This is a genomic window from Streptomyces sp. NPDC054863 (genome assembly GCF_053610825.1).
Genome location: NZ_JBSGZD010000035.1, coordinates 1 through 19610 on the forward strand (window position 1 = coordinate 1; position 19610 = coordinate 19610).

A 19610-nucleotide genomic window follows, 5' to 3' on the forward strand; every position below is an offset into this window, starting at 1 on the left:
ACGTATCCGGGCCGCTCCGCGACCCGGGGCCGGCGCTTCGCTCCGGCGGGCCCGATCGCTCCGCGATCCGGCCTTGCGGCCCCTGCTTCGCAGTGGCCTTGGCTGGCTGCGGGGTTGGGGCGGGTCTGCTGTCTCCTGCGGACTGAGTGGGGGTCAGGAGGGGTGGGCGGGTGCTGATTCTGGTCCGGAGTGCCGTTCGAACCAGGCCCGGAATCGGCTGCTTCCCGATTGGGTGAGGTTTCACCGTAGCAGACCCGACCCCCTCCGCACTAGCCCTCGCAAGGGTAGTGCGTCAAACTTCTGTGGCAGGGTAGGCTATGTGATGAGCGGCCACCCCCGGAGCGTCGGTGGGGTCTGGAGAAAGAGACTCGATCCGTGGATCGTAAAGCGCCCGGATAAAGCCTCTTCACGATCTCCTGGTTGCCACCATAACCGAATTCTGTACGCCCCGGGATGCCGTTCCGGTTCATCCGTCGAATGCAGGTCGTGAAGGGACTGGTCATGTCAGGTAATCCGCTGTTCCCGCACCAGAAGGAAGCGGTCGACGCCGTACTGCGGGCGCTCCAGGTGCCCGCCGGCGGTGTGATGCCGTCCGAGGGCTTGCGGACGCAGGTGATCGCGGCGACTGCGACCGGCAAGACCCGCATCGCCGCTGCGGTGGCCCAACAGCTACACGCGAAGCGGGTGTTGGTCCTGGTGCCGTCCCTCGATCTGCTGGTGCAGACGGCGAAGGCGTGGCGGGCCGCAGGCCGTACGGGGGCGATGGTGGGCGCGTGCTCGCTGCCGGCCTCGAAGTCGGAGGGTGTGCCGTGCACGACCGATGCCGCTGAGCTGGCGGGGTGGGTGCAGTCGCTGGATCAGGTCACGGTGCTGGCCACGTACCACTCGCTCGGCAACGGGGTCCTGGAGGACGCGCACAAGCTCGGCATCGGGCCGTGGAGCTTGATCATTGTGGACGAGGCGCACCGCACCAGCGGGGACGGTCTGAAGCCGTGGGCTGCCGTGCACGACCAGTCCCGGATCCCGGCGGAGCGCCGGGTGTACATGACGGCGACCCCTCGGGTCTGGGAGACCACCCAGGACGCGCAGCGGGCCGGACGGTCGGCGCCGCGCCTGATCGCGAGCATGGAGCCGGACTCCCCGATCTTCGGCCCTGTGTGCTTCGAGCTACCGCTCTCGGAGGCAGTGAGCAAGGGGCTGGTAGCGCCTTTTCAGGTCGTGGTGGTCAACGTGGACGACCCGGAGCTGCGCATCGCGCTGGAAGAGTCCGAGAACGGATCGGACGCCCTGCGCGGGGCACGCCTGGCGGCGTTGCAGACAGGGCTGGTGAAGGCCGCCGCCAAGCACCAGATGCGGAAGACGCTGACCTTCCACAGCCGGACGGCGGACGCCGAGGCCATGGCGGGCGGGCTCGTGGACGTCGCGCGGCGGCTCTGGGAGGACGATCCGGAGACGTTCCATGCGCCGGAGCGGGTGTGGGCGGACTGGCTGTACGGCGACCACGACCCCGCCCACCGGCGGGCCGTCCTGGAGGAGTTCGGGGCCGACGTCATCGAGGACGAGAACGGAATGCATCCGGCGGCATTGCGGGTGATCAGCTCCGTTCGCGTGATCGCGGAAGGAGTCGACACCGTGAATTGTGATTCTGTCGCCTTTTGTGACACGCGGGGTTCGATGGTCGACATCGTGCAAATGGTAGGACGTGCCCTGCGCTTGCGTCCGGGGAAAGAGAAACTAGCGAGTTTGGTGGTCTTTGTTTTCTCTCCTCCGGGTGGGGAATCCGAGGGAAAACTGTCCTCGAAGGGTCACGAGCCCCTCGCGAAGATCTTGTCAGCGCTCCGTGCCTACGACTCCCGGGTCGTGGAAGCGCTCGCCGATCCCCGTGTGCGCAGCGGGAGTTGGCAGGACGACGAGGACGCCGAGGCGGACGCTACGGATACCGAGGGCGCGGAGCAGGAGGTTGCCGAGGACGCGCTCCGTGCGCCAGCCCGTGAGGTGTTGCGGTTCGCGGAGCCGTGGGACCCGGCCGAGCTCGCGCGGTTCGTGCGGTTGCGGGTGATCGAGCCGGAGAACACGTACTGGCGGCGCGGGATCGAGGCGTCCGTGCAGTACCGCGAGAAGGTCGGTGGTGACGGGCTCCTGGTGCCGCAGGCGTTCATCACCCCTCCGGATTGGAAACCTGCTGGGTATCCGCTGGGGGTCTGGCACGCGGATCAGCGCCGGTACTACCGGGCGGGGAAGCTCGATCCCGCCCGCGTCACCGAGCTCGATGAGCTGGGGATGGTCTGGAATCCGCTGGAGCTGGAAGCCTCGTTCGAGGGGTGGCTGGAGTGTGCGCGCAGCTGGATGGAAGCGCACGGGCATCTGCTGCCGCCGGTGACGGCGGTCTGGGAAGGACGGCAGCTGGGCGGTTGGTTGAAGAACACGAGGAAGGCCGCCAAGATCGCGGACACGATCGCGGAACGCCGCGAGGCGGGCCTTCCCATCGAGTCGGAGGCCGGGGCACTGACCGAGACGCGGCGCGACGCTCTGGACAAGATCGACCCCGGCTGGTGCCCGGCCTGGGACACCTCCTGGCAGCGGCGCCTGCGCCTCACCCAGCAGCACCTGAAGGACGGCGGCACCGTACCCACCGGGCCGGGTGAACTCGTCGTCCAGGGCGAGGACTTGGGGAAATGGGTGCAGTCCTGCCGGTACGGCTGGGACCAGCTGGTACCCGCGCAGCAGTACCTCCTGGAGTACTCCCTCGGACTCGAACCCGCCGGCGAGGACGAGCAGCCGGTGAAACGGCGGACGCAGGACGACAAGTGGATGCTCAACCTGCGGGCCGCGAGGGCCTTCCACGCCCGTGAGGGGCATCTGAACGTGCCCCGCAAGCACGTAGAGCAGCTGGAGCCGCATGACGGCCCGGGAGGCGCTCAGGGCGGCGTTGAAGGCGAGGTGGTGAGCGTGAAGCTGGGCATGATCGTGGAGAACTTCCGCAAGCGGGCCGACAAGCTCACCGACGAGCGGTGGGCGGAGCTGGACAAGCTGGGGATGCGGTGGGCGGCGGGCACGGCCAGGAGGAGCACGGTATGAGCACGGATGCGTACACCAGCGGTCCGGTGGACTGGGCGGCGGAGGACGTGCGGGAGGGCGACGCGGACGCTGCGTTGGCGGTCGCGGTGCGCTCGTACGCCGCGTTCGCGGTGCATGTCCGCTTCGACGACGGCATGACCGAGGAGGTCCTGCCGGTCCTGTGGTCGGTGATCACTGAGGAGGAGCGGGAGACATACCCGGAGCGGCTGGAGGAGTTCGTGAGCCGGTACCAGGAACGACTGGTGCGGCTTTACGCGGACTACGGGCCACAGTCGGCGATCGCGAAGCACGGGCGGCACGAGCTGCTCGCGCACCCGGTGTCGCTAATCGCTCTGGAGCGGCTGTCGTCGGCCCGGTTTGCGCTGAGCGCGCGGTGGGACGGGGAGCTGCCCGACCGGTGGCTGAACGACCTCTGCGGCCCGTGGGGCATCGCCGAAATGCTGTGATCAGTGCCCTGGGTCGAGGCCGTCACCGACCTGCCCCCTGTAGTTCCCGCAGGAGGCAGCGAGCGCCGGGAGGTACTGGCTCGGGCAGGTCAGGAAGGGCAGGGGCGGGATGCGCGCGCGTTCTCCAGCAGGGCGCGCATCTGCTCGGGGGATTTCCTGGTCTTTTCGCACGGAATGGCGGTGACGCCTTCCGCGCGCAGCTCGCGCCAGAGTCCAAGGGCTTCCACCTCGCGCAGGGCCGCCTCGCAGCCCGCCTGCGAGGCGACACTCATCCAGGGGGTCCCGAGGTAGGCGGCAAGCATCGTCTGGTCGTCGGGGCCGAGCGGCACCGGGGTGCCCGTGCGGGCGGTGTCCAGCCAGGCCGGAGCCGGGCCGAGCAGGCCGGTGTCCATACCCGCGGTGGTCCAGGCCGCTCGGATACGGTCCGCCCGCTCCAGCACCGCAGCATCAGCCCACACCAGGGCCTCTTCGCCCGGGGCCGGGCGGCTGGTGGATGCGGAGCATGGGGCGGCGGGGCGGCGGCGGAGCAGGGAGAACATGCTCCGATCATGCCAGGCGACCCGGACGGGGCCGACTGGCACGGGCAGCAGCCGGTGCCAGTCGGGCGGATCCGCACAGACCTCTGAGGTTCAGCGCAGGAATCCGAAGAGGCCGTTCTTCTTCGCTTCCCTCTTCGCGTCTGCTTCGGCAGCGGCACGCTCCTCGGCTTCCTGGCGGGTGCGTTCCCTGCGCCGGGCGCAGAGGTCGCAGTCGCCGCCGCGCTCCGCGGAGGTTTCCCACCGCCCGTCGCTGCCCCGGCGCTCGGGCCAGGTCGTGCGGCTGCAGGTCGGGCACGGCCAGGCGGCGGCCTTCTGCCGACGGCGGTCCTCCTCGTGCTCCTGGCGCTCGCGGTTCTCCTGTGCCAGGGCTTCTTCCCTGCGCTTGTCTTCCTCGCGGGCGGCTGCGCGCTGGCGGATGAGGGCGGCGTCCCGGCGGGGGTTGCCGATCGCCTCATGGAGGGGCTGGAGTCCTTCGCGCCCGAAGCGGCGGAAGACCGCGCCGGCGGGTCCGTGCTCGCGGAGCATGTTGAACCCGGTGACCACGATAGGGATCTTCCCGTCGTACGAGGTGTAGCCCCGGTGCTCGCTGCCTGCCCAGTGCCGCCAGGTGAGCTTCTCCACGGCGGGGATGACGGTGTCGGGGTTGCGCTCACCGAGGCGATTGAAGACGAACAGCAGGGGCGGGTACGGGTTCTCCCCGTACTCCGGGTCGGGCACCTGCCACCGGGTGCGCCACATCGGGTTCACCGGAGCGTGCGCGGACTGTGCCCTGGTGGCGGGCCGTTCGAAGAACGCCCTGTACTGGGCGATCTTCCCGGCGAGTTTCTGGGCGCTCATGTGGCAGTTGTCGACCTCGACGAACAGCAGGGGGATGCCGTCTTCCGGGGCGGTGACGACGAGGTCGGCCTGGGCGCCGCCCTTGCCGGGGGTGGTCCAGGTGCCCGTGGCGGGCAGACCCACCTCGGTCATGTAGTCGGCCAGCGTGCCCAGCCCGGCCGGAGCCGCCACCGCTGCACGGGCCGCCTCAAAGGCTTCTTCGGGTTCGTCGTCAGCGAGCTGCAGCAGGTCCGGCTTCGGCCTCAGCAGCGAAATCATCGTCTCGTTCACGGACATGAGGTGATCGGCCCCGCTGGAGCCCGCACCACTACCCGTGCCGCCCATCTCCCACACCGGCCGGTCCAGCGCGTACGCAGCCGCCTTCACGCCCTTGTCCGTGAGGTGGCGCAGGCGCTCGCCGCCGGGGGTGGTGCCGCCGTTCTGCGCCAGGCCCTCCGTACGCAGGTCCGCGAACGCGCCTCCGTGGGAGGCGGTGCGGGCCGTCTTGCGCTTCGACGGCGTCTTCTTGTCGGTGTGCCGGTACGAGAGGTGCGGTGAAGCGATCCGCTGGATCTGGTCGGTGGTGGCCACCTTCAGCACCCCGAGCACGGACAGCACGTCCCCGCGCAGCCCGTTGGAGGATCCCGCCGAATTCGTCCTGCGTGCCATGAACTCCCGCCCCTGCCTCTCGTGTCGCCGCGGCCCCTCCCGTTCGGCCGGCTCGTCGCCGGACGCCCCCAGGTGCGCTGGCAGCCCGGGGGCTGGGGAAGGGCATCCGGCCCGTCGGACCCGATGATCTCCCCCACCACTGACAACAAGGGGAGAGAAGAGGGTTGTGACGACGCTGAAACGGGTTCAGAACCGGATCTGATCAGGGGTTTTGTGGGATGACGGTGTCGTGGCACCCAAGTGGGTTCCGAAGGAGGAACGCAAGGGTGCCCAGCAGGAGCTCCTGACCCGGCTGCCCGGCTGCTCAGCAGGAAGGAACCCCCGGCTTGCCAGGAGGCTCTTGGCCGTGAGGAAGACCGGGGCCGACTGTCGAGGACCGGTACTCACCATGGCAGCAACCGAGGCGGCCACGACCATGGTTGGTACCAAAGTGCCGACGTAACCACCATGGTTGATGTCGGGGAAGGCGTGGTGGGTTCCCCGCGCGGACCGTGACCCACCCGCCGGAAGCATCGTTGGAGAGGGCAGTGCCCCCGAGCACTACCTCCATCAGACGGCCCCCGGCGAACGTGCACACCCGGGGGCCGTCTGGTTTCCCGACGTACCGGGGGAGGATCCCGGGCCGGGCGTCAGGAACTCCTCGTCAGCGGTCGACGACCTCCTTGTCGAGATCGCGGTGGGCCACATCGACCGTCAGGCCGCGGTCAGTGAACTTCTGGGCAGCCTCGGCCATCCCGTACATAGCGGCCTGCTCGACGTCGCCGGAGACCACCGCGCGCAGGGCCAGAGCCGTCGTAGCTGCACGATGGCGTCCGCCGGCGCACTGGGTCACCACCGTGATCGGGGCGGTCGTCGGCCCGGCGAGGTACGCCTCGATCTGCAGGGCGGTCGCGGCGAGCAGCGGACGGATGCCCGGGGTGTCCATGACCGTGTCGCGGACAGCCTGGTCGTGGGCGGTCTGCTGGCGGAGCTCGGAGCTGACCCGGTGCGGATCGGCGAAGTGCTCCCGGAGGTCGAGGCCGATGGTGGCGTGCTGCAGGATGTCGGCGTACTCGCCCTCGACACCATCGTGCAGGCGTCCGATGGACACGATCGTGACGTCGGCCGGGGCCTGGGACACGATGCGGTCCCGGCGGGGGTCCCAGCCGGTGCAGTGGGTGCGTTCCTGCCCGTCGTCTCCGCGGACCGTAATCGACCATGTCGGCCAGGTCCCGAGCGGGCGCGGGCCGCGCTCCAGGGCGAGGACCTCGTAGGCGCTGCCGTCGTAGCCGTGGTCGTAGGTGCCGCCGACGCGGCGCGGGCCGACCTGGAGCGCGCACCACTCCGCGTACGTGGGCTCGCCCTCGTCACCGAGGAGTTCGGCCGGGGTCTGGCCGCCGCACTCGGTGCACGTCGAGTGCGACGGGTTGACCGTGCCGCAGGCCGCGCAGGTCCAGGAGGGCCGCTGGCAGTCGTGGCAGGCATCGTAATGGCGCGGATTATCGGCCCCGCACGTACAGCCCCACACGCCGTGGCGGGCGCGCTTGGCGGCGGCGAGATCTTCCAGGTAGGTACTCACTGACTCTCCTGTTCGGCAGTTGATGGCCAGCGATCCCAACCGCAAGCATCAGCGAAGATTCCACTGCAAGGCTGTTCAACGCCGGTTTCTGTTAAACAGAAAACAGGACATCCGCCCGCCTTGTCAATCCCGTCCGCCCACATGGAGACTGGATTCTGTTAAACAGAAAAGGAAGGGAGCCATGGGACGCCCAGCAACAGGACAGACGAAGGTCATGGGGTTCCGCCCCCCGAAGGCACTGCGGGACGAGTTCGAGAGACTCGCTGCCGCCGAACTCCGCTCACCGTCCGACGCGCTCATCGAGGCCATGCACGACTGGGTCAGGAAGAAGCAGCGCGAACAGCCGCCAGCGGACAGTTGATGTTCCCGGGCCCGGCTCTGCCCGCGCACGATCCCGCACGAGACGCACGCCGGCCCCGCGCAGTTCCTCTGCCCGGGGCCGGCGTGCGTACAAGGGACAGGGGCCCTGGGAGTGCAGCTGCGATGCGCAGCGTGCCCTTGCCGGAGCAGCTCCGCTGTTAGGCCGTCGCCGTGATGGGGGCGCCGAGCGAGAGCGGTTCGTCGAGGTCGGTGAGCGGTGCGAGGCAGGCGTCGGTGACCACCAGGCGGTCGCTGGAGGTGTAGGTGATGGCGGCTTTGACGCGGATGCCGAACAGGACCTGCGGGAGCCAGTAGGCGACATCGGCCCACATGTTGTGCAGCGGCAGTTCCTCGATGGGGCACCAGAAGGGGCGGATCTCCTCGCACTCCCTCAACTGTCCTTCGGGCTCGGTGGCGAGGAAGACCGGGGTGCTGTGGTCCCACCGCTGCTCGGGGAAGGTGAAGGTGAGGTTCGCGACGTGCAGGACGTTGCCCGACGGCCGCAGCCCGGACTCTTCCTCAAGCTCTCGTACGGCGGCTTCCTCGGGGTTTTCGCCGGGGTCGATGTGTCCGCCGATCACGACGGTCCTGCCGGTCCCGAACCCCGACAGTTTCTCGCCCAGCAGCACTTCCCACCGCCCCTGAGCGGTGGTCCGGGTCGCGGTGCACAAGGTCGTCCGACGCATCTGCTTCATCGCCATATCGGCATCCTGTCAAAGCTGTTGGGCGGATACGGGGCGTTTCCGCCCAACAGCTCTCATCAGCGGACCGTGTCGTCGGTGTTGGGGCCGAGGGCCGCGTGGTAGAGGTCGGCGAGGTCGTCCCCGAGCAGGCCGCGCTGGAGTGCTTCGTCGCACAGGAGGCTGAGCATCTGCCGCAGGAGGTGCTTGCGCCGCCGGTAGTCCTGGCCGGTGTGCGCGCGGACGAGGGTGAGGCGCTCCAGACGGATGCCCAGTTCCCGGGGGAACCATGGCAGGGCGCGCATGATTCTGATGCGGGACTTGGGTGACGCGGTGGGCCGCCCGTTGACGGCGAAGACCAGGTTCACCAGGAGGCCGAGGGTGTCGTTGATCCACTGGTGGGCGGCGACGAAGTCGCCCCGGGCCTCGGTGATGTCCGGCAGCCCCGATTCCATCCCGTGGAACTCGGGACCGTGGTCGTCGAGGTGGTAGAAGCGGCGGTTGACGATCTTCCCCACGCACCAGGCCACGCGTTCGCGGACCTGCCGGTCGGTGAAGCGGGCCTGCCCGCACAGGGCTTCCAGTTGGCCGGACGGGTCGCGGTAGACCAGGGTTTCGTGGCCGTAGCAGTAGCGCTGCGCCTCGGACCAGTGGGCGGGATCGACGCGGTCGAGGTTGAGCCGCCAGATCGACCAGATGCGCTCCTGCAGGTCCTGAAAGCGGTGCGGCTGCACGTCCGGGGCCTGGGCCGCGTGGGGGTAGACGAGGACGACGTCGACGTCGGAGTGCACGTCGAAGGTGCCCCGCACGAAGCTCCCCTGGACGCCGACGGCCGCCGGCTCCCGGTCCGCCGTGAACTGCTTGAGGACCTCCTCGATGCCGAGTTCCTTCAGATGTGTGCGGGGGATGGGATCCATCGGGTGCCTCCCGGGGTCGGGGCCGTACGGCCGAAGTGGGACTGAAGGTGCTGGTGGAGCTCGGCTGCGAGGTCCTCTTCGGCGCGGGTGGCGTCGAGGGTCACGACCGGGGCGCCGGCCTCGCGCAGGAACGCCAGGCCGTCGGTGGTGGTGCCGAGAAAGGTCTCGATGCGGCGGTCCATGCGGGTACGGCGCTCGCCGGTCACCGTGCCGCGCGCCGCCCTCTCCCGGCTGATCTGCCGGGCCACGGACTGCCCTGCCACGTCGGTGGGGAAGGTGAGTTCCACGAAGAGCGTCCGCCCGTACTGCGGGCCCTCCGCGTAGAGGCGGGCCTGCTCCAGTCCGCGCGGGCAGCCGTCCATGAGCAGCAGCGGCGCCTCTGTGCGGGCGGCGAGCTGGAAGGTGACCTGGTCGAAGGCGAACGGTGCCAGCACCCCCTCCCGGTGGGTGCGGGCGTGGTGGTCGGCCTCTGCGTCGAGCAGGGCCTGTTCGTCTGCGGTGAGCAGGGCCCGGACCGGGTCGGTGAGGAGCAGCTTGGTGGCCAGGACCTCGCAGCCGGGGATCTGGCGCCGCAGCCGGGCGATCTGGGTGCTCTTGCCCGCGCCCGGTGGGCCGATGAAGCAGACGATCGGCGTCGGCCGGCTCTTCGCGTGCCGCTGCACAGCGGGGGTGTGGGCGGCGCGGACGACGTCGAGCAGCAGTGGGGTGAGCGGCAGGAAGTGGCGCAGGGCGGGGACGGAGCCGATGTCGGCGTCGTACAGCGCCCGGTGGAGCGCCAGGGCCTGTTCCCAGGGGCGCCCGAGTGCGGAGAGGTCCCGTACGACGCGCTCCAGGCTCATGCCGCCGCGGACCTGCGGGTCTTTGATGGTGCGGTCGACGATGCCGAGGTAGTCGTGGGTGCGGATCAGCCACGACACCAGGGCCGTTTCCGTGTCGGTGAGGTTGAGCGGGCAGTGCTGGGGCCACAGGGTCGAGCCGACGGCGCCGTGTACGCCGATGACGGTGTGGTTGTGGGCCTTGGCGACGTCGTGCAGGAGCACGGCGACCCGCAGGGCCCTGCGGTCGGTGGCCGGGCAGTTGCCGGTGTCCATCAGCAGGGCGGCGGTCAGGGCGTGCTGGTAGGTCAGCCACCCCTGGTGGGTGGGTTTCTGGGGGCCGGTCTGCGCGTGGAGCATCGCGTGGATCACCGGGTCACTGCTGTCCGGGGTGTCCGGGGAGGCCACCGATTGCAGCCACGCCCGCCACGGGCCGTCCGGGGCGTGCCAGGGGTCGCCGTCGGACCGCTCGGTGGCCTGGACGAGGGGCACTTCGTGGAGGTGGTGCGGCGTGGCCTGGTGCCAGGCCAGCACGGCGGCGACCGCGGTGTCGGCGGCCGGGGGGAAGGCGACGGGACGGGTGCGCGGCTGTGGCGATATCGCCTGGAGCTCGTGGCCGATCTCCTCGGGGGTGCGGAGCATGCCGCCACTGCTACCGAGCGCCGGGTAGAGGGCGTGCCAGGCGTTCGTCGCCGCGTTCACGGCGTCGTTCGTCGCGCCGGGGACGGGGCGCAGGCGGCCGGCGCGTGCGTCGTCGAGCGCTCCCGGCCGGTGCTCCGCCACCCGGGCCGCCCCCGTCTCGTCGAGGCCGATGCTCAGCCACTGGAGTAGCAGGGCAAGATCCTCCCCGGCGCCCCGACCGGCCGGGGCGTCCGGTACTCCCGGCCAGTCCCCCACCGCGTGCCACTGGGTCAGCCCCGCCCGGTGCAGGGCCTGTTGGACGTCGGCCACGTGGCCCTGCCGTACGGCGATCAGCCCGCCGGCCGGGGGAACGGCGGGGCCGAACTCCCCGGACAGCAGGGCAGCGGCGGCAGCGCTGCCCACCACCCGGGCGTCCCCGTCGATGCCGGTGGCGAACGTGAGCACGTCGCGCAGCCAGGACGGCGGCGTAGTCAGGACGACCGACGCGCGGTCCTGCTGCGGGAGTTCGGGCGTGCGCAGTGGGGTGGAGTGCATGAGGGCCTCCGTTGCGGCCAGGCGCGGCACCGGTCGGCGGCCACGCACCACCAGAGCAGCAGCCACCGCGGGCAACCGGAATTCGGCGAAGAGCGGCGGAGACCGGCGGGTTGCCCGGCGCGCAACCCGGCGTGGACCGGCGAATCCTCGGCGAAAAACCCGGCCCCGTTCCCCACGGGGACAGCCCCTTCTACGCTGGGCAGATTCGGCTCACGGAGGCGTCCTATGGGAAGGCCCGCGCGAGAGCGGCGGCCCAACGGGCTGCTGGCGCACTGGCTGGTGCGCACCGGCATGTCGAACGTGGAGCTGGCACGCGCCGTCACGGTGGCTGCCGCCGACCGCGGGGAGCGCGGGATCGCCCCGGACGAATCCCGCGTGAGGCGGTGGCTCAAGGGGGAGATGCCGCGCCCGCCGGTTCCCGCCCTCCTGGCCGAGGTCCTCAGCGCCCGTGCCGGACTGCCTCTGATCTGCTCAGACCTGGGCTTTCCCGGACCTCACGGGGTTGCGGGCGCTCGCCACCTCGATCTGCCGTGGGAAGCGACCAGCACGATCGGTGCCCTGGCAGAGATCACCCGGAGCGAATTCATGCTGCCCACTTCCCGCACCACCGACGAAGCCCACTCCGTCCGCGCCGGCGAGGACCTGCTCGCGCCGCTCCAGCGCTGGCCCTCCACCGCCCCGACTGCCGAAGAGCCCTCGCCGTTGCAGGCCGCGGGACAGCGGGTCGGCACCGTCCAGGTCGAGGGGATCAGGGCGGTCACCGCAACGTTCCGCGATCTCGACAACCGGCACGGCGGCGCGCTCTCCCGCAAGGCGGTCATCGGGCAGCTCAACGACGCCGTCACCCTCCTCGACACCGGCGTGTACACGGCTGCCACCGGGAAGGCGTTGTTCTCCGCGGTCGCCGACCTCGGCTCGGTGGCCGCGTGGATGACCTTCGACGCGGGCCGCCACTCCAGCGCCCAGCACCTGTTCATCACCGCCCTGCACGCCGCCGCCGAAGGCGAGGACCGGGCGATCGGGGCGCACCTGCTGCAATGCATGGCCCGGCAGATGTCCCACCTGGAGCACTTCGACGACGCCCTGGACCTGGTCGCGCTCGCCCAGTACGGGGCCCGCCGCCACCTGACCCCCGCCACCACGTCCGTACTCGCCTCCCTCGAAGCCCGCTTCCACGCCATCCTCGGCAACCTCGACGCCAGCGAACGCGCCGCCGACCAGGCCCAGGACGCCTTCACCCGCATCACCACCAGCGAGGAACCGGCCCACCTCGCGTTCTTCGACGCCGCCGAACTCTCCGCCACCCTCGGCATCGCCCACCAGATCGCCGCGAAGAACAGCACCGGCGACGCCCGCACCCGGCGTGCCGAGAAGTCCGTCCTACTGATCCACCAGGCACTGGAGCACCGGCCCGAGCACCGGGTGCGCAGCAAAGCCTTCGACCACCTCGGGCTCGCCCGCACCCACCTCACCGTCGGCGAAACCGACGGCGCGCTCCTGGAGACCGAACGGGCCCTCGCCCTGTTCGGCACGATCGCCTCCCAGCGCGTCGCGGACCGCCTGGTCGAACTCCACGACGAAGCCCAGCCGTTCGGCGACGGGCAGGCCGGCGGCGAACTCCGCCAGCTCATCGCCGCCGCCGTGAACAGCTGACGCAGCGGGGCGTTGGCGTACGCCGGACAGCGCCAGCCCCCCGCGCACACTCGCCTGGGTCGAAACCGGGTGCAGACCTACGCCCGGTATGACGCATCGGCGAAGTCGATGTAGGCGGAGGCCATAGCAGCGACGCCTGCGGCCGGAACACCGCGCACCAGGAGCTCCACGTGCTGCCCGTTGACACCGATACGGACCAGGCCCGAGCCCCACAGTGACATGCCGTCGCTTCCCTGGATCGGCCCGATCTCCGTCTGGATGACGCCGTCGTCGTGAAGCGGGAAGCGGGTCCAGGCCGTGTGGATGTGCAGAAGGCGTCCCGGGTCCTCTTCCAGCTCCTGCATCGAGGACCAGGGGCGGCCTTCCAGGAAGCCCGCCGTGGCCGCCACTTCGTCGAGTGCTGCAGCGACCTCCGAGAGCCACGCGCGCGATGGAGGGACCAGATCCAGATGCGGCTCCCAGGAACAGGGGCGCCGGGGGATACGTGTGCTCACCCTCCGAGATTCTGCCGGGCTCGGGCGGCCGTCTCCGGGAGGCTCCCCATCGAACAGCCGCCCGCCCGCACGGCCCTCAGCAGGCGGCAGTGCTGGGAAGGGCCAGCTTGCGGTGAGCCAGCAGCCACGGCCCCACGTCGGCGCAGCGGAAGCGCGGACTGGCCTCCGTACCGCCAGCCGGTGAGGGGAAGCCGGGCAGGCTGCGCCACTGGGCAACAGCGGCCCGTCCCACTCCCGCGATGCGACCAATGCCGGCCAGCGAGACCAGGTGCTCGCCCTCGTCCGGGGCGAGCGCGGCGAGCGGGGAGCGGCGGCCCTTGCCGACCGCCCGCAGGACCGGCCAATCGACTTCGTACCGTACGAGCGGGAGCAGCGCGACGTCGAGGCCGGCGTACAGGTCGACGTCGACGGGACCGCCGCGAGAACGGCTGTAGGTGATCGTGACGGTGCGGTTGGGGCGCAGCCAGCCCAGGCGGCGCAGCTCGTTCAGTTCGGTGCGGCGTACGCCGAGGCGCACGGCGGCCTGTTCGGGGCCGAGGTAGAGGTGGCGGTCGAGGAGCTGCTCCAGGTCGCGGCGGCGGGCAAGGGCGGCGACCTGGTCGGGGTGCACGTCGGGGGCGTCGGCGTCCGGGCCGAGGACGGTCAGGAATCCGGCGCGTGCGAGGTCGCCGATCTGGCGGGACGTCACCGCCGGACGCAGCACCGGGAGCGGGTCGCCGACGGCGGCGGTCAGCCGGTCGGCCGCCGTGGAGGCGCCGATCGGGCCGCGGAGCGCGGCGCGGACGCCTTCCGCGTCGACGGCCTCGACCGCCGCCCGCGTCCAGAGGCCGGGCCCGGCGTCGGGGGCGGGGACCTGCCCGGTGTGGACGGCCCACCGCCAGGCGGCCACCGGTACCCGCAGCCGTCCGGCGGCCTGGCTCTCGTCGTACGTCGATCGCTTCGTCATCGTGTCCAACCTTTCGCTCGGTGCCGCCCTCGATGAGCGGTGCCCGAAAGATGCCGGTAGATCCCGAAATGTGTCAAGAGGCGGGTTTTCAGGGGGAGTTGGGGGCACACACCCTTGCTGCGCTCGCGTACGCGAGGCGAAATTCACCCGCGCGGAGGACTTCGGAGGTGCCGTCGAGAAGGCACTGAAGCCGGGCGACCGGGGCTCGGTGAAGGGTGCGAGGAGTACGCCAATGCGCCCCCTCACGGGGGCTCCCCAGCGGCGCAGCGGCGGAGTAGACCGTCGGTATGGCCTCGGACGACGACCCGCTGCTCGCGGACATCTGCGATCTGTGCGGGCAGCTGCTGAACGACGAGACGGCCCGGCTGGCGCTGGTCGCAGACTCCTCCTCCATCCACGCCAGCGACCCCAAGATGGACGGCAACCGGCTGGTCACCGTGTGCTCGCCCGCGCACCTGACCGCACTCCAGCAGCAGTACGCCCAGCGCCCCTACGTCGAGGAAGAGCTGTGGGCGGGGAAGATCTATCGCGCGATGCTCGCCTATCCCGGTGGGATCAAGCCCAAGCAGCTCCGGCGCGAGACCGGGCTGACCGGCCAGCAGATCGAGGCGGCGGTGAACTGGAACAACACGCGCGCCCGACAGTGCCCGTCGAGTGACCCGGACGAGGCCACCTAGAACGGGCGGCAACCGGGTGCCGAAGAAGCAGTGCCGGAAGGAACGGCAGGGCCCGCTCCCCCTGAGATGTCCGGGGAGCGGGCCCTGCGCTTGGTGTGGAGTGCGGTACGAGCAGCGACTAGTCGACGCCGAGGAACGCGCTGACCGCGGCGTGGGCGCGCGCGACGTCGACGTCCGGGACGCGTTCGTCGTCCTCCAGGAGGTAGAGCCAGTCGAGGATCTCTTCCTGCGGCCAGCACGCGAGCTCAGTCATGGTGGGGATGGTCAGCGGCTCCGGGGTGAGGGTGTCCATGGTGGTCCTTCCAATCCGATGTGGCCGTGGGGCGCGGCAAGAGGTTCAACGTGTCCGGCGGCCGGGGGTCATCGCCGGAATCGGAGGATCTTGCCCTCCTGTGCGACGAGGCCGGGGCCGCCGGGGCTGCCGGTGCAGGCGCGCTGGTGCCCGGCGTGCCAGGGGCCGGCCTCCTGGGGCGTGAGGTTGGTTTCCCCCTGGTGGCAGGCCCGGCAGGTCGCGGTGGAGGAGTCCGGGTTGTAGGCGTACGGGCGGCGGGACTTGGAGGCGGGCGGCTGTGCGGCCCGGCGTGCGGCGAAGCCGTCCGGGTCGGCCGGGTTCTCGTTGCGGTGGTCCATGATGCGCCTTCCGGATCTGGGAGGGATCGTGGTGCGGGTCAGGCGGCGAAGCCCACGTTGGTGACGTACTCGTACTGGCCCCAGTTGGAGCCGAGGTCGCCGATGACGTCGTCCCAGGCCGCTTCGAGGCCGGTTTTGTCGCTGGCAGCCCAGGAGCCGACGATCTTGTCCCAGCGGCGGACGTTCATCGTGCGGTACCCCACGTCGCGCTTCAGGCGCTGGTCGACCTGGGACTGGTTGATCGGGTGGATCTCCACCCGGGTGCCGCCGCCGGAGTTGAGGCGTTTGAGGAGGTGCGTGGCGACGTTCTGGCGGCGTACGAGGGTGTAGGCGCGCTCGATCTTCTCCAGGCTTGCCCGGGACGGCTGGCGCTTGCCCTCGCGCCAGGCTTTGAGGGTGCGGTCGGTGACGGTGAGGCCGGCGGCCTTCGCCGCCGCCCGTGCGTGGTCGGTTTTCGTGAGGTAGTTCAGCCGGGCCGACCAGCCCCGCTTTGAGGTGACCGGCGTCGCGATGCCTCCGGCGAGCCGGTCGAGCTGGCGGGCGAGCGCGCTGCCGCCCTTGATGCCGTGCGCGCCGAACTTCCCGAACTCGATGTTCTTCTCGGGCACTTACTTCTCCTCCCCCGTGTCGTCGGTGGTGGTGCCGACGGTGTACGTGTCCTTCACCTTGACCTCGGTGACGCCCCGGCCCTCGGGGAACACCTGCTGCCAGTCGCCGATGACGTGGAGTTCGTCGGTGCCCATGGCCCGTACGACGTGCAGCCCGCTTTCGTGGGCCTTCCACGCCTTCATCCAGAGGTTGGAAAACGCCTGGGAGCGGATGAGGTGCATCCAGTCCTGGCGGTAGATCTCGCGGTTGAAGTTCGACTCCCCCAGGGTGGAGACGAACTTCGAGTACATCGCCTTCACGTACTCCAGCGTCACCTCGTCGCCGTCGGCCAGGGCGGTGGCGCGGGCCTCGGTGAGCGTCACCCGGAACTTCTCCAGCAGCCCCTCGGTGGAGCCGGAGGTGTACGACTCGTGGATCTCCGGGGCCTCACACAGTCGGTGCTTGGGGCCGGACAGGCGCAGCAGCAGGCGCAGCGTCGGCTCGGTCACCCACAGCGGGCCGGGCTCGTCCCGGTTGCCGATCGGGTTCGGCAGGACGTCCCCGTGCTCCCAGGCGGGCGGGGTGATCAGGTGCACCCCGGCGCGGCGGCGGTCGAAGTCGAAGCCGGAGGAATGCTCCAGCTGTCCGATCGGCAGGTGGGTCTTCAGCGCGGAGAGGTAGGCGGCGTTCATGTCGAGCGCGATCACCTCGCGCGCACCGGGCGGGAGTTCGGCGCGGGTCCACTTCGGGCGGGCCTCCCAGACCTGGTCGGCGCCCTTGGAGGTCTGCTTGCGCAGGATGTTCGGCAGCGCGGGGTGCGCGACGACGTCGTACCGGCCGCCCTTGCGGGTCTCGTCCAGCAGGGCCATCGCGTCCGGGATCGCCCGCTTGATCAGCGCGGCCGTCGCGGCCTCGACATCACCGCCGTGCTCGGACAGGGCGTCCTGCACGGCTCGGGTGATGAGGTCGCCGGGGCCCGTCTCGTCCTGGAACGCACGCCCGCGCGGCGGCTTTCCCGCACCCGCTCGCGTGGTCGGCCGGGCCGTCGTGCGATCTGCAGCCGGCGGCGTCGGAGACGTACGTACGGGAGCGGCATCGGCAACCGGCTCCGCCGGAACGGGAGCCGATTCGGCTGCGGGGACGTTCTGGCAGTCGGCGGGGTCGAGGTGCTGGGCGAAGCCGTCCATCCGGTGACCGGCCGGACGCCCGCACAGCACGCACGGCTCCGGGACGGCCAGGACCTCCACGTCGCCGTCGGGCTCGTCCTCGGGCGCGGCCGGGACGGACGAAGCGTCTGCCGGGACCGGGGCGGCGGCCGGCTCTTCGAGGGGCTCCACCGTCGTGGTCGCCGTGGCGAGCTTGTCGCGGAGTCCGTCGAGCAGGTACGCGTACTTCGTACGGACCTCGCCGACCGGGTCGCGGCCCGACTCCCATCCTGCGACGGTGCTCGGGCTCACTCCGAGCGCCTTCGCGATCTGTGCCTTGGACAGATGGGCACGCTCGCGCAGCTCCCGGCGCACCGCCGCTTCGGGCAGTACGGCCTGCGGGGCGACGGCGGCGAGCAGCGAATCGATCGCTTCGAAGTTGTCCGTCATCGGGTCGCCCCCTTCTTGTCCTTCAGCGTGCGCAGCCGTCCGGCGGGCAGGGCCTCACACGCGCTCGTCGGGCCTTTCAGCAGGTCGAGGGGGTGGACGCCGTAGTGGTCGGCGAGCGCGTCGACGTCGTCCAACTGCCAGGACGCGGCGCCGGACTGACGGCGCGAGACCTGCGTCTGGGTCAGACCGAGGACTTCGGCGACCACCCGCTGCGACTCCCCCGTCGCCTGCATCAACGCCGCGACGGTCAGCCGCAGCGATTCCTCCAAGCTCATTCCCATACCTCGCACCCTACCAATGTTCATGCATTTCACGCATGAACATTGGATTTATACGCACTCTCATAGCTTTTTTAGATCACACTGCAGGTGGGCGGCGTCCAGGTGCTCGCTGGTGAAACGCCCCCGTGAAACGCCCGTACGCGTAGCGGAAGGACATGGAGAAACCGCAGGTCAGCGGTGAAACGCGGCTCCACGTTTCACCCGGCGTTTCAGTGGGTGTTTCACCTGCTGCTGCAATCGTTGGAGCCGTACCGCCACGAGGACGGTCCGGCGACGGACATACGAACTTGCGCGGCTTGCCCCTACACCTGGTACACGCGCGCATTCAATACAAAGTCGCAGCTCAGGAACATTGAATGAGCGTTCGTCAGGCCGTTGAGTACGGCCACCGGCAGGACTTGCGGGGCTAAGCCCCCGATCCAGCACGGTGTCCCCGTCCCGCTCCAGCCCCTCCTTTCGAGGTGTTCCGGAGCCTCAACGAACCCGCGAAGGACTACTTCCTCATGCCGACCACGACCGCCCTGCTGATCCTGGTACTCCTCCTCTCCGGCGGGACCGCCATCGGATTCCTCGTCTTCCTGACGCACACCCGCCCCCAGTTGGACGCGCCGGTGAACACCGCCATCGCCGGTGTGGTCGCGCTCGCCGCGCTCCTGGCGCTCGCGCTCGCCCTGTGACCGCCGCCGGGCCCGAGGCGAACAAGTACCCCGGGGCCCGGCGGCGTTCATTCCTCCTGGCGCAGCCGCCGGGCCTCTTCCAGGGCCCGGCGGCGCTCGCGCAGCTGCTCGCGGTGGGCCCTCCGGTCCTCAGCGGCCTGCTGCTCCTCCCGCTCCAGCCGGCGATGGGCGATGCACCCGGGGCAGACCAGGTCCGAAGCCCAGTAGCGCACGGTGCGGCGCGGTCCCGGTCCGACGGGCAGCCGCCAGCCCCGGGCGAGGAGGCGAACCATGAACGGCCTCAGGCGCGCCAGCGACGCGACACCGGAGGTGCTCCAGCCTCCCTCATCGAGGAGGAGGCGAACCTGCGCCGGCAGGCCGACGGGGAACCCGTCCACGAGCAGAGCGCGTTCGTACTCGGTGAGCCAGTGGTAGTGGACCGGGCACGCGGCGCGCCCCCGGCGGTCCCTCTTCTTCCGGGCACGGCCCGGTGCTTTCGTATCCATGATCGACAGCTTCTGACGATCAGCCTGTGGACAGGAGCCCTGCGTTCGGAGACCTTGCGAACCCCTTCGGGAAGCCCAAGCCCCCTGCGAGAACTGGCCTGTGGGCATCACTCCCCAATTGGGGAGTCGCCCAGCGCCCACGGTTACGGTGCCGCGGGCAGGGCCTCCAGGCCGACGGGCTCACCGTTGAGATGGAGCACCTGCACGGCGTCCTTCTTCGTCGCGTAGACCGGGCCCGCGTAGTCGTCGGGAGCGTCTTTGAACTCGACGGTGGCACCGGGGCCTGCCGACAGCAGGAGGGGAAGGAGCTCCTGCGTCAGGAACTGGTTGGACACGTTGGTGTAGTCGCCGAGTGGGGAGGCACGCCGGGAGACGTCGACTCGGTCCTCGGGGGCGCAGATGGGGACCATGGACTTCACGGAACGGGTCTTCTCCATAGCCTCTCCAACGACGCCTTGCGGAGATCGGTCACGGATCTCGCCGGCCCGGAGCAACCTGACACGGCTTCCCCCGGGCACAGAGCCCCCGCC

The 19610-nt window shown here is 70.4% G+C and carries 21 protein-coding genes; 6 read left to right on the forward strand and 15 right to left on the reverse strand.

All coding sequences use genetic code 11. From position 1 onward, the window contains the following. Positions 1-501: 501 nt before the first annotated feature. Complete coding sequence (locus ACWGIG_RS09805) at positions 502-3078, forward strand: Helicase associated domain protein (protein WP_453321011.1); 2577 nt, start codon at positions 502-504, stop codon at positions 3076-3078. Then, positions 3075-3524 carry a hypothetical protein gene (locus ACWGIG_RS09810; protein WP_453321012.1) on the forward strand — a complete coding sequence of 150 codons (450 nt, stop codon included), beginning with the start codon at positions 3075-3077 and terminating at the stop codon, positions 3522-3524. The genes ACWGIG_RS09805 and ACWGIG_RS09810 overlap by 4 nt, the downstream gene beginning before the upstream one ends. An 89-nt stretch (positions 3525-3613) precedes the next feature. Here ACWGIG_RS09810 and ACWGIG_RS09815 read toward each other — a convergent pair whose 3' ends face one another. The 3 genes from ACWGIG_RS09815 to ACWGIG_RS09825 form a co-directional block, all read right to left on the reverse strand. Continuing rightward, positions 3614-4063: a hypothetical protein gene (locus ACWGIG_RS09815; protein ID WP_453321013.1), complete on the reverse strand. Its 450-nt coding sequence runs from the start codon at positions 4061-4063 to the stop codon at positions 3614-3616. 90 nt (positions 4064-4153) lie between these two features. Continuing rightward, entirely contained in the window at positions 4154-5548 is a 1395-nt protein-coding gene (locus ACWGIG_RS09820) for a replication-relaxation family protein (protein WP_453321014.1), read from the reverse strand. Between the two features lie 643 nt (positions 5549-6191). Continuing rightward, entirely contained in the window at positions 6192-7106 is a 915-nt protein-coding gene (locus tag ACWGIG_RS09825) for a RapZ C-terminal domain-containing protein (protein WP_453321015.1), read from the reverse strand. Positions 7107-7287: 181 nt separating this feature from the next. Between ACWGIG_RS09825 and ACWGIG_RS09830 the strand changes: the two genes are divergently transcribed. Further along, positions 7288-7467, forward strand: coding sequence for a hypothetical protein (locus tag ACWGIG_RS09830; protein ID WP_453321016.1), 180 nt, complete (start codon positions 7288-7290; stop codon positions 7465-7467). Between the two features lie 157 nt (positions 7468-7624). Here the strand turns inward: ACWGIG_RS09830 and ACWGIG_RS09835 are convergent, their stop codons facing one another. From ACWGIG_RS09835 to ACWGIG_RS09845, 3 genes are all read right to left on the reverse strand, one after another. Continuing rightward, a complete protein-coding gene (locus ACWGIG_RS09835; protein WP_453321017.1) occupies positions 7625-8161 on the reverse strand; it encodes an 8-oxo-dGTP diphosphatase in 537 nt (178 codons plus the stop codon). 65 nt (positions 8162-8226) lie between these two features. Continuing rightward, on the reverse strand, positions 8227-9063 hold the full coding sequence (locus ACWGIG_RS09840; protein ID WP_453321018.1) for a nucleotidyltransferase domain-containing protein: 837 nt from the start codon (positions 9061-9063) through the stop codon (positions 8227-8229). After that, positions 9036-11054 carry a hypothetical protein gene (locus tag ACWGIG_RS09845; protein WP_453321019.1) on the reverse strand — a complete coding sequence of 673 codons (2019 nt, stop codon included), beginning with the start codon at positions 11052-11054 and terminating at the stop codon, positions 9036-9038. Before ACWGIG_RS09845 ends, ACWGIG_RS09840 begins: the two co-directional genes overlap by 28 nt. 225 nt (positions 11055-11279) lie before the next feature. Between ACWGIG_RS09845 and ACWGIG_RS09850 the strand changes: the two genes are divergently transcribed. Continuing rightward, the gene (locus ACWGIG_RS09850; protein WP_453321020.1) at positions 11280-12707 is read left to right on the forward strand and encodes a transcriptional regulator; all 1428 of its coding nucleotides are present in this window, start codon (positions 11280-11282) and stop codon (positions 12705-12707) included. Between the two features lie 77 nt (positions 12708-12784). Here ACWGIG_RS09850 and ACWGIG_RS09855 read toward each other — a convergent pair whose 3' ends face one another. Both ACWGIG_RS09855 and ACWGIG_RS09860 read right to left on the reverse strand, forming a co-directional pair. Beyond that, the gene (locus ACWGIG_RS09855; protein WP_453321021.1) at positions 12785-13201 is read right to left on the reverse strand and encodes a hypothetical protein; all 417 of its coding nucleotides are present in this window, start codon (positions 13199-13201) and stop codon (positions 12785-12787) included. A gap of 76 nt (positions 13202-13277) precedes the next feature. Continuing rightward, positions 13278-14147, reverse strand: a complete 870-nt coding sequence (locus ACWGIG_RS09860; protein WP_453321022.1) for a hypothetical protein — start codon at positions 14145-14147, stop codon at positions 13278-13280. Positions 14148-14434: 287 nt separating this feature from the next. On the opposite strand from ACWGIG_RS09860, the gene ACWGIG_RS09865 reads away from it, so the two are divergent. Further along, entirely contained in the window at positions 14435-14824 is a 390-nt protein-coding gene (locus tag ACWGIG_RS09865; protein WP_453321023.1) for a hypothetical protein, read from the forward strand. 118 nt (positions 14825-14942) lie between these two features. Here ACWGIG_RS09865 and ACWGIG_RS09870 read toward each other — a convergent pair whose 3' ends face one another. The 5 genes from ACWGIG_RS09870 to ACWGIG_RS09890 all read right to left on the reverse strand — a co-directional run bounded on the left by ACWGIG_RS09870 (position 14943) and on the right by ACWGIG_RS09890 (position 17918). Beyond that, complete coding sequence (locus tag ACWGIG_RS09870) at positions 14943-15077, reverse strand: hypothetical protein (RefSeq protein ID WP_453321024.1); 135 nt, start codon at positions 15075-15077, stop codon at positions 14943-14945. Positions 15078-15184: 107 nt separating this feature from the next. Next, positions 15185-15454 carry a hypothetical protein gene (locus tag ACWGIG_RS09875; protein ID WP_453321025.1) on the reverse strand — a complete coding sequence of 90 codons (270 nt, stop codon included), beginning with the start codon at positions 15452-15454 and terminating at the stop codon, positions 15185-15187. Between the two features lie 38 nt (positions 15455-15492). Continuing rightward, entirely contained in the window at positions 15493-16062 is a 570-nt protein-coding gene (locus tag ACWGIG_RS09880; protein ID WP_453321026.1) for a transcriptional regulator, read from the reverse strand. Beyond that, positions 16063-17637, reverse strand: a complete 1575-nt coding sequence (locus ACWGIG_RS09885; RefSeq protein ID WP_453321027.1) for a helix-turn-helix domain-containing protein — start codon at positions 17635-17637, stop codon at positions 16063-16065. Continuing rightward, positions 17634-17918, reverse strand: coding sequence for a helix-turn-helix domain-containing protein (locus tag ACWGIG_RS09890; protein ID WP_453321028.1), 285 nt, complete (start codon positions 17916-17918; stop codon positions 17634-17636). Before ACWGIG_RS09890 ends, ACWGIG_RS09885 begins: the two co-directional genes overlap by 4 nt. A gap of 503 nt (positions 17919-18421) precedes the next feature. Between ACWGIG_RS09890 and ACWGIG_RS09895 the strand changes: the two genes are divergently transcribed. Next, positions 18422-18595 (forward strand): hypothetical protein, encoded by a 174-nt coding sequence (locus tag ACWGIG_RS09895; RefSeq protein ID WP_453321029.1) that lies wholly within the window; start codon positions 18422-18424, stop codon positions 18593-18595. Positions 18596-18642: 47 nt separating this feature from the next. Here ACWGIG_RS09895 and ACWGIG_RS09900 read toward each other — a convergent pair whose 3' ends face one another. Continuing rightward, positions 18643-19080 carry a hypothetical protein gene (locus ACWGIG_RS09900; protein WP_453321030.1) on the reverse strand — a complete coding sequence of 146 codons (438 nt, stop codon included), beginning with the start codon at positions 19078-19080 and terminating at the stop codon, positions 18643-18645. A gap of 143 nt (positions 19081-19223) precedes the next feature. Further along, positions 19224-19517, reverse strand: a complete 294-nt coding sequence (locus tag ACWGIG_RS09905; protein ID WP_453321031.1) for a hypothetical protein — start codon at positions 19515-19517, stop codon at positions 19224-19226. Positions 19518-19610 lie beyond the last annotated feature (93 nt).

Coding starts and splice junctions, on each gene's coding strand:
- ACWGIG_RS09805 (WP_453321011.1), top strand. CDS start 502: ATGTCAGGTAATCCGCTGTTCCCGCACCAGAAGGAAGCGGTCGACGCC.
- ACWGIG_RS09810 (WP_453321012.1), top strand. CDS start 3,075: ATGAGCACGGATGCGTACACCAGCGGTCCGGTGGACTGGGCGGCGGAG.
- ACWGIG_RS09815 (WP_453321013.1), bottom strand. CDS start 4,063: ATGTTCTCCCTGCTCCGCCGCCGCCCCGCCGCCCCATGCTCCGCATCC.
- ACWGIG_RS09820 (WP_453321014.1), bottom strand. CDS start 5,548: ATGGCACGCAGGACGAATTCGGCGGGATCCTCCAACGGGCTGCGCGGG.
- ACWGIG_RS09830 (WP_453321016.1), top strand. CDS start 7,288: ATGGGACGCCCAGCAACAGGACAGACGAAGGTCATGGGGTTCCGCCCC.
- ACWGIG_RS09835 (WP_453321017.1), bottom strand. CDS start 8,161: ATGAAGCAGATGCGTCGGACGACCTTGTGCACCGCGACCCGGACCACC.
- ACWGIG_RS09840 (WP_453321018.1), bottom strand. CDS start 9,063: ATGGATCCCATCCCCCGCACACATCTGAAGGAACTCGGCATCGAGGAG.
- ACWGIG_RS09845 (WP_453321019.1), bottom strand. CDS start 11,054: ATGCACTCCACCCCACTGCGCACGCCCGAACTCCCGCAGCAGGACCGC.
- ACWGIG_RS09850 (WP_453321020.1), top strand. CDS start 11,280: ATGGGAAGGCCCGCGCGAGAGCGGCGGCCCAACGGGCTGCTGGCGCAC.
- ACWGIG_RS09860 (WP_453321022.1), bottom strand. CDS start 14,147: ATGACGAAGCGATCGACGTACGACGAGAGCCAGGCCGCCGGACGGCTG.
- ACWGIG_RS09865 (WP_453321023.1), top strand. CDS start 14,435: ATGGCCTCGGACGACGACCCGCTGCTCGCGGACATCTGCGATCTGTGC.
- ACWGIG_RS09870 (WP_453321024.1), bottom strand. CDS start 15,077: ATGACTGAGCTCGCGTGCTGGCCGCAGGAAGAGATCCTCGACTGGCTC.
- ACWGIG_RS09875 (WP_453321025.1), bottom strand. CDS start 15,454: ATGGACCACCGCAACGAGAACCCGGCCGACCCGGACGGCTTCGCCGCA.
- ACWGIG_RS09885 (WP_453321027.1), bottom strand. CDS start 17,637: ATGACGGACAACTTCGAAGCGATCGATTCGCTGCTCGCCGCCGTCGCC.
- ACWGIG_RS09890 (WP_453321028.1), bottom strand. CDS start 17,918: ATGGGAATGAGCTTGGAGGAATCGCTGCGGCTGACCGTCGCGGCGTTG.
- ACWGIG_RS09895 (WP_453321029.1), top strand. CDS start 18,422: ATGCCGACCACGACCGCCCTGCTGATCCTGGTACTCCTCCTCTCCGGC.
- ACWGIG_RS09900 (WP_453321030.1), bottom strand. CDS start 19,080: ATGGATACGAAAGCACCGGGCCGTGCCCGGAAGAAGAGGGACCGCCGG.
- ACWGIG_RS09905 (WP_453321031.1), bottom strand. CDS start 19,517: ATGGAGAAGACCCGTTCCGTGAAGTCCATGGTCCCCATCTGCGCCCCC.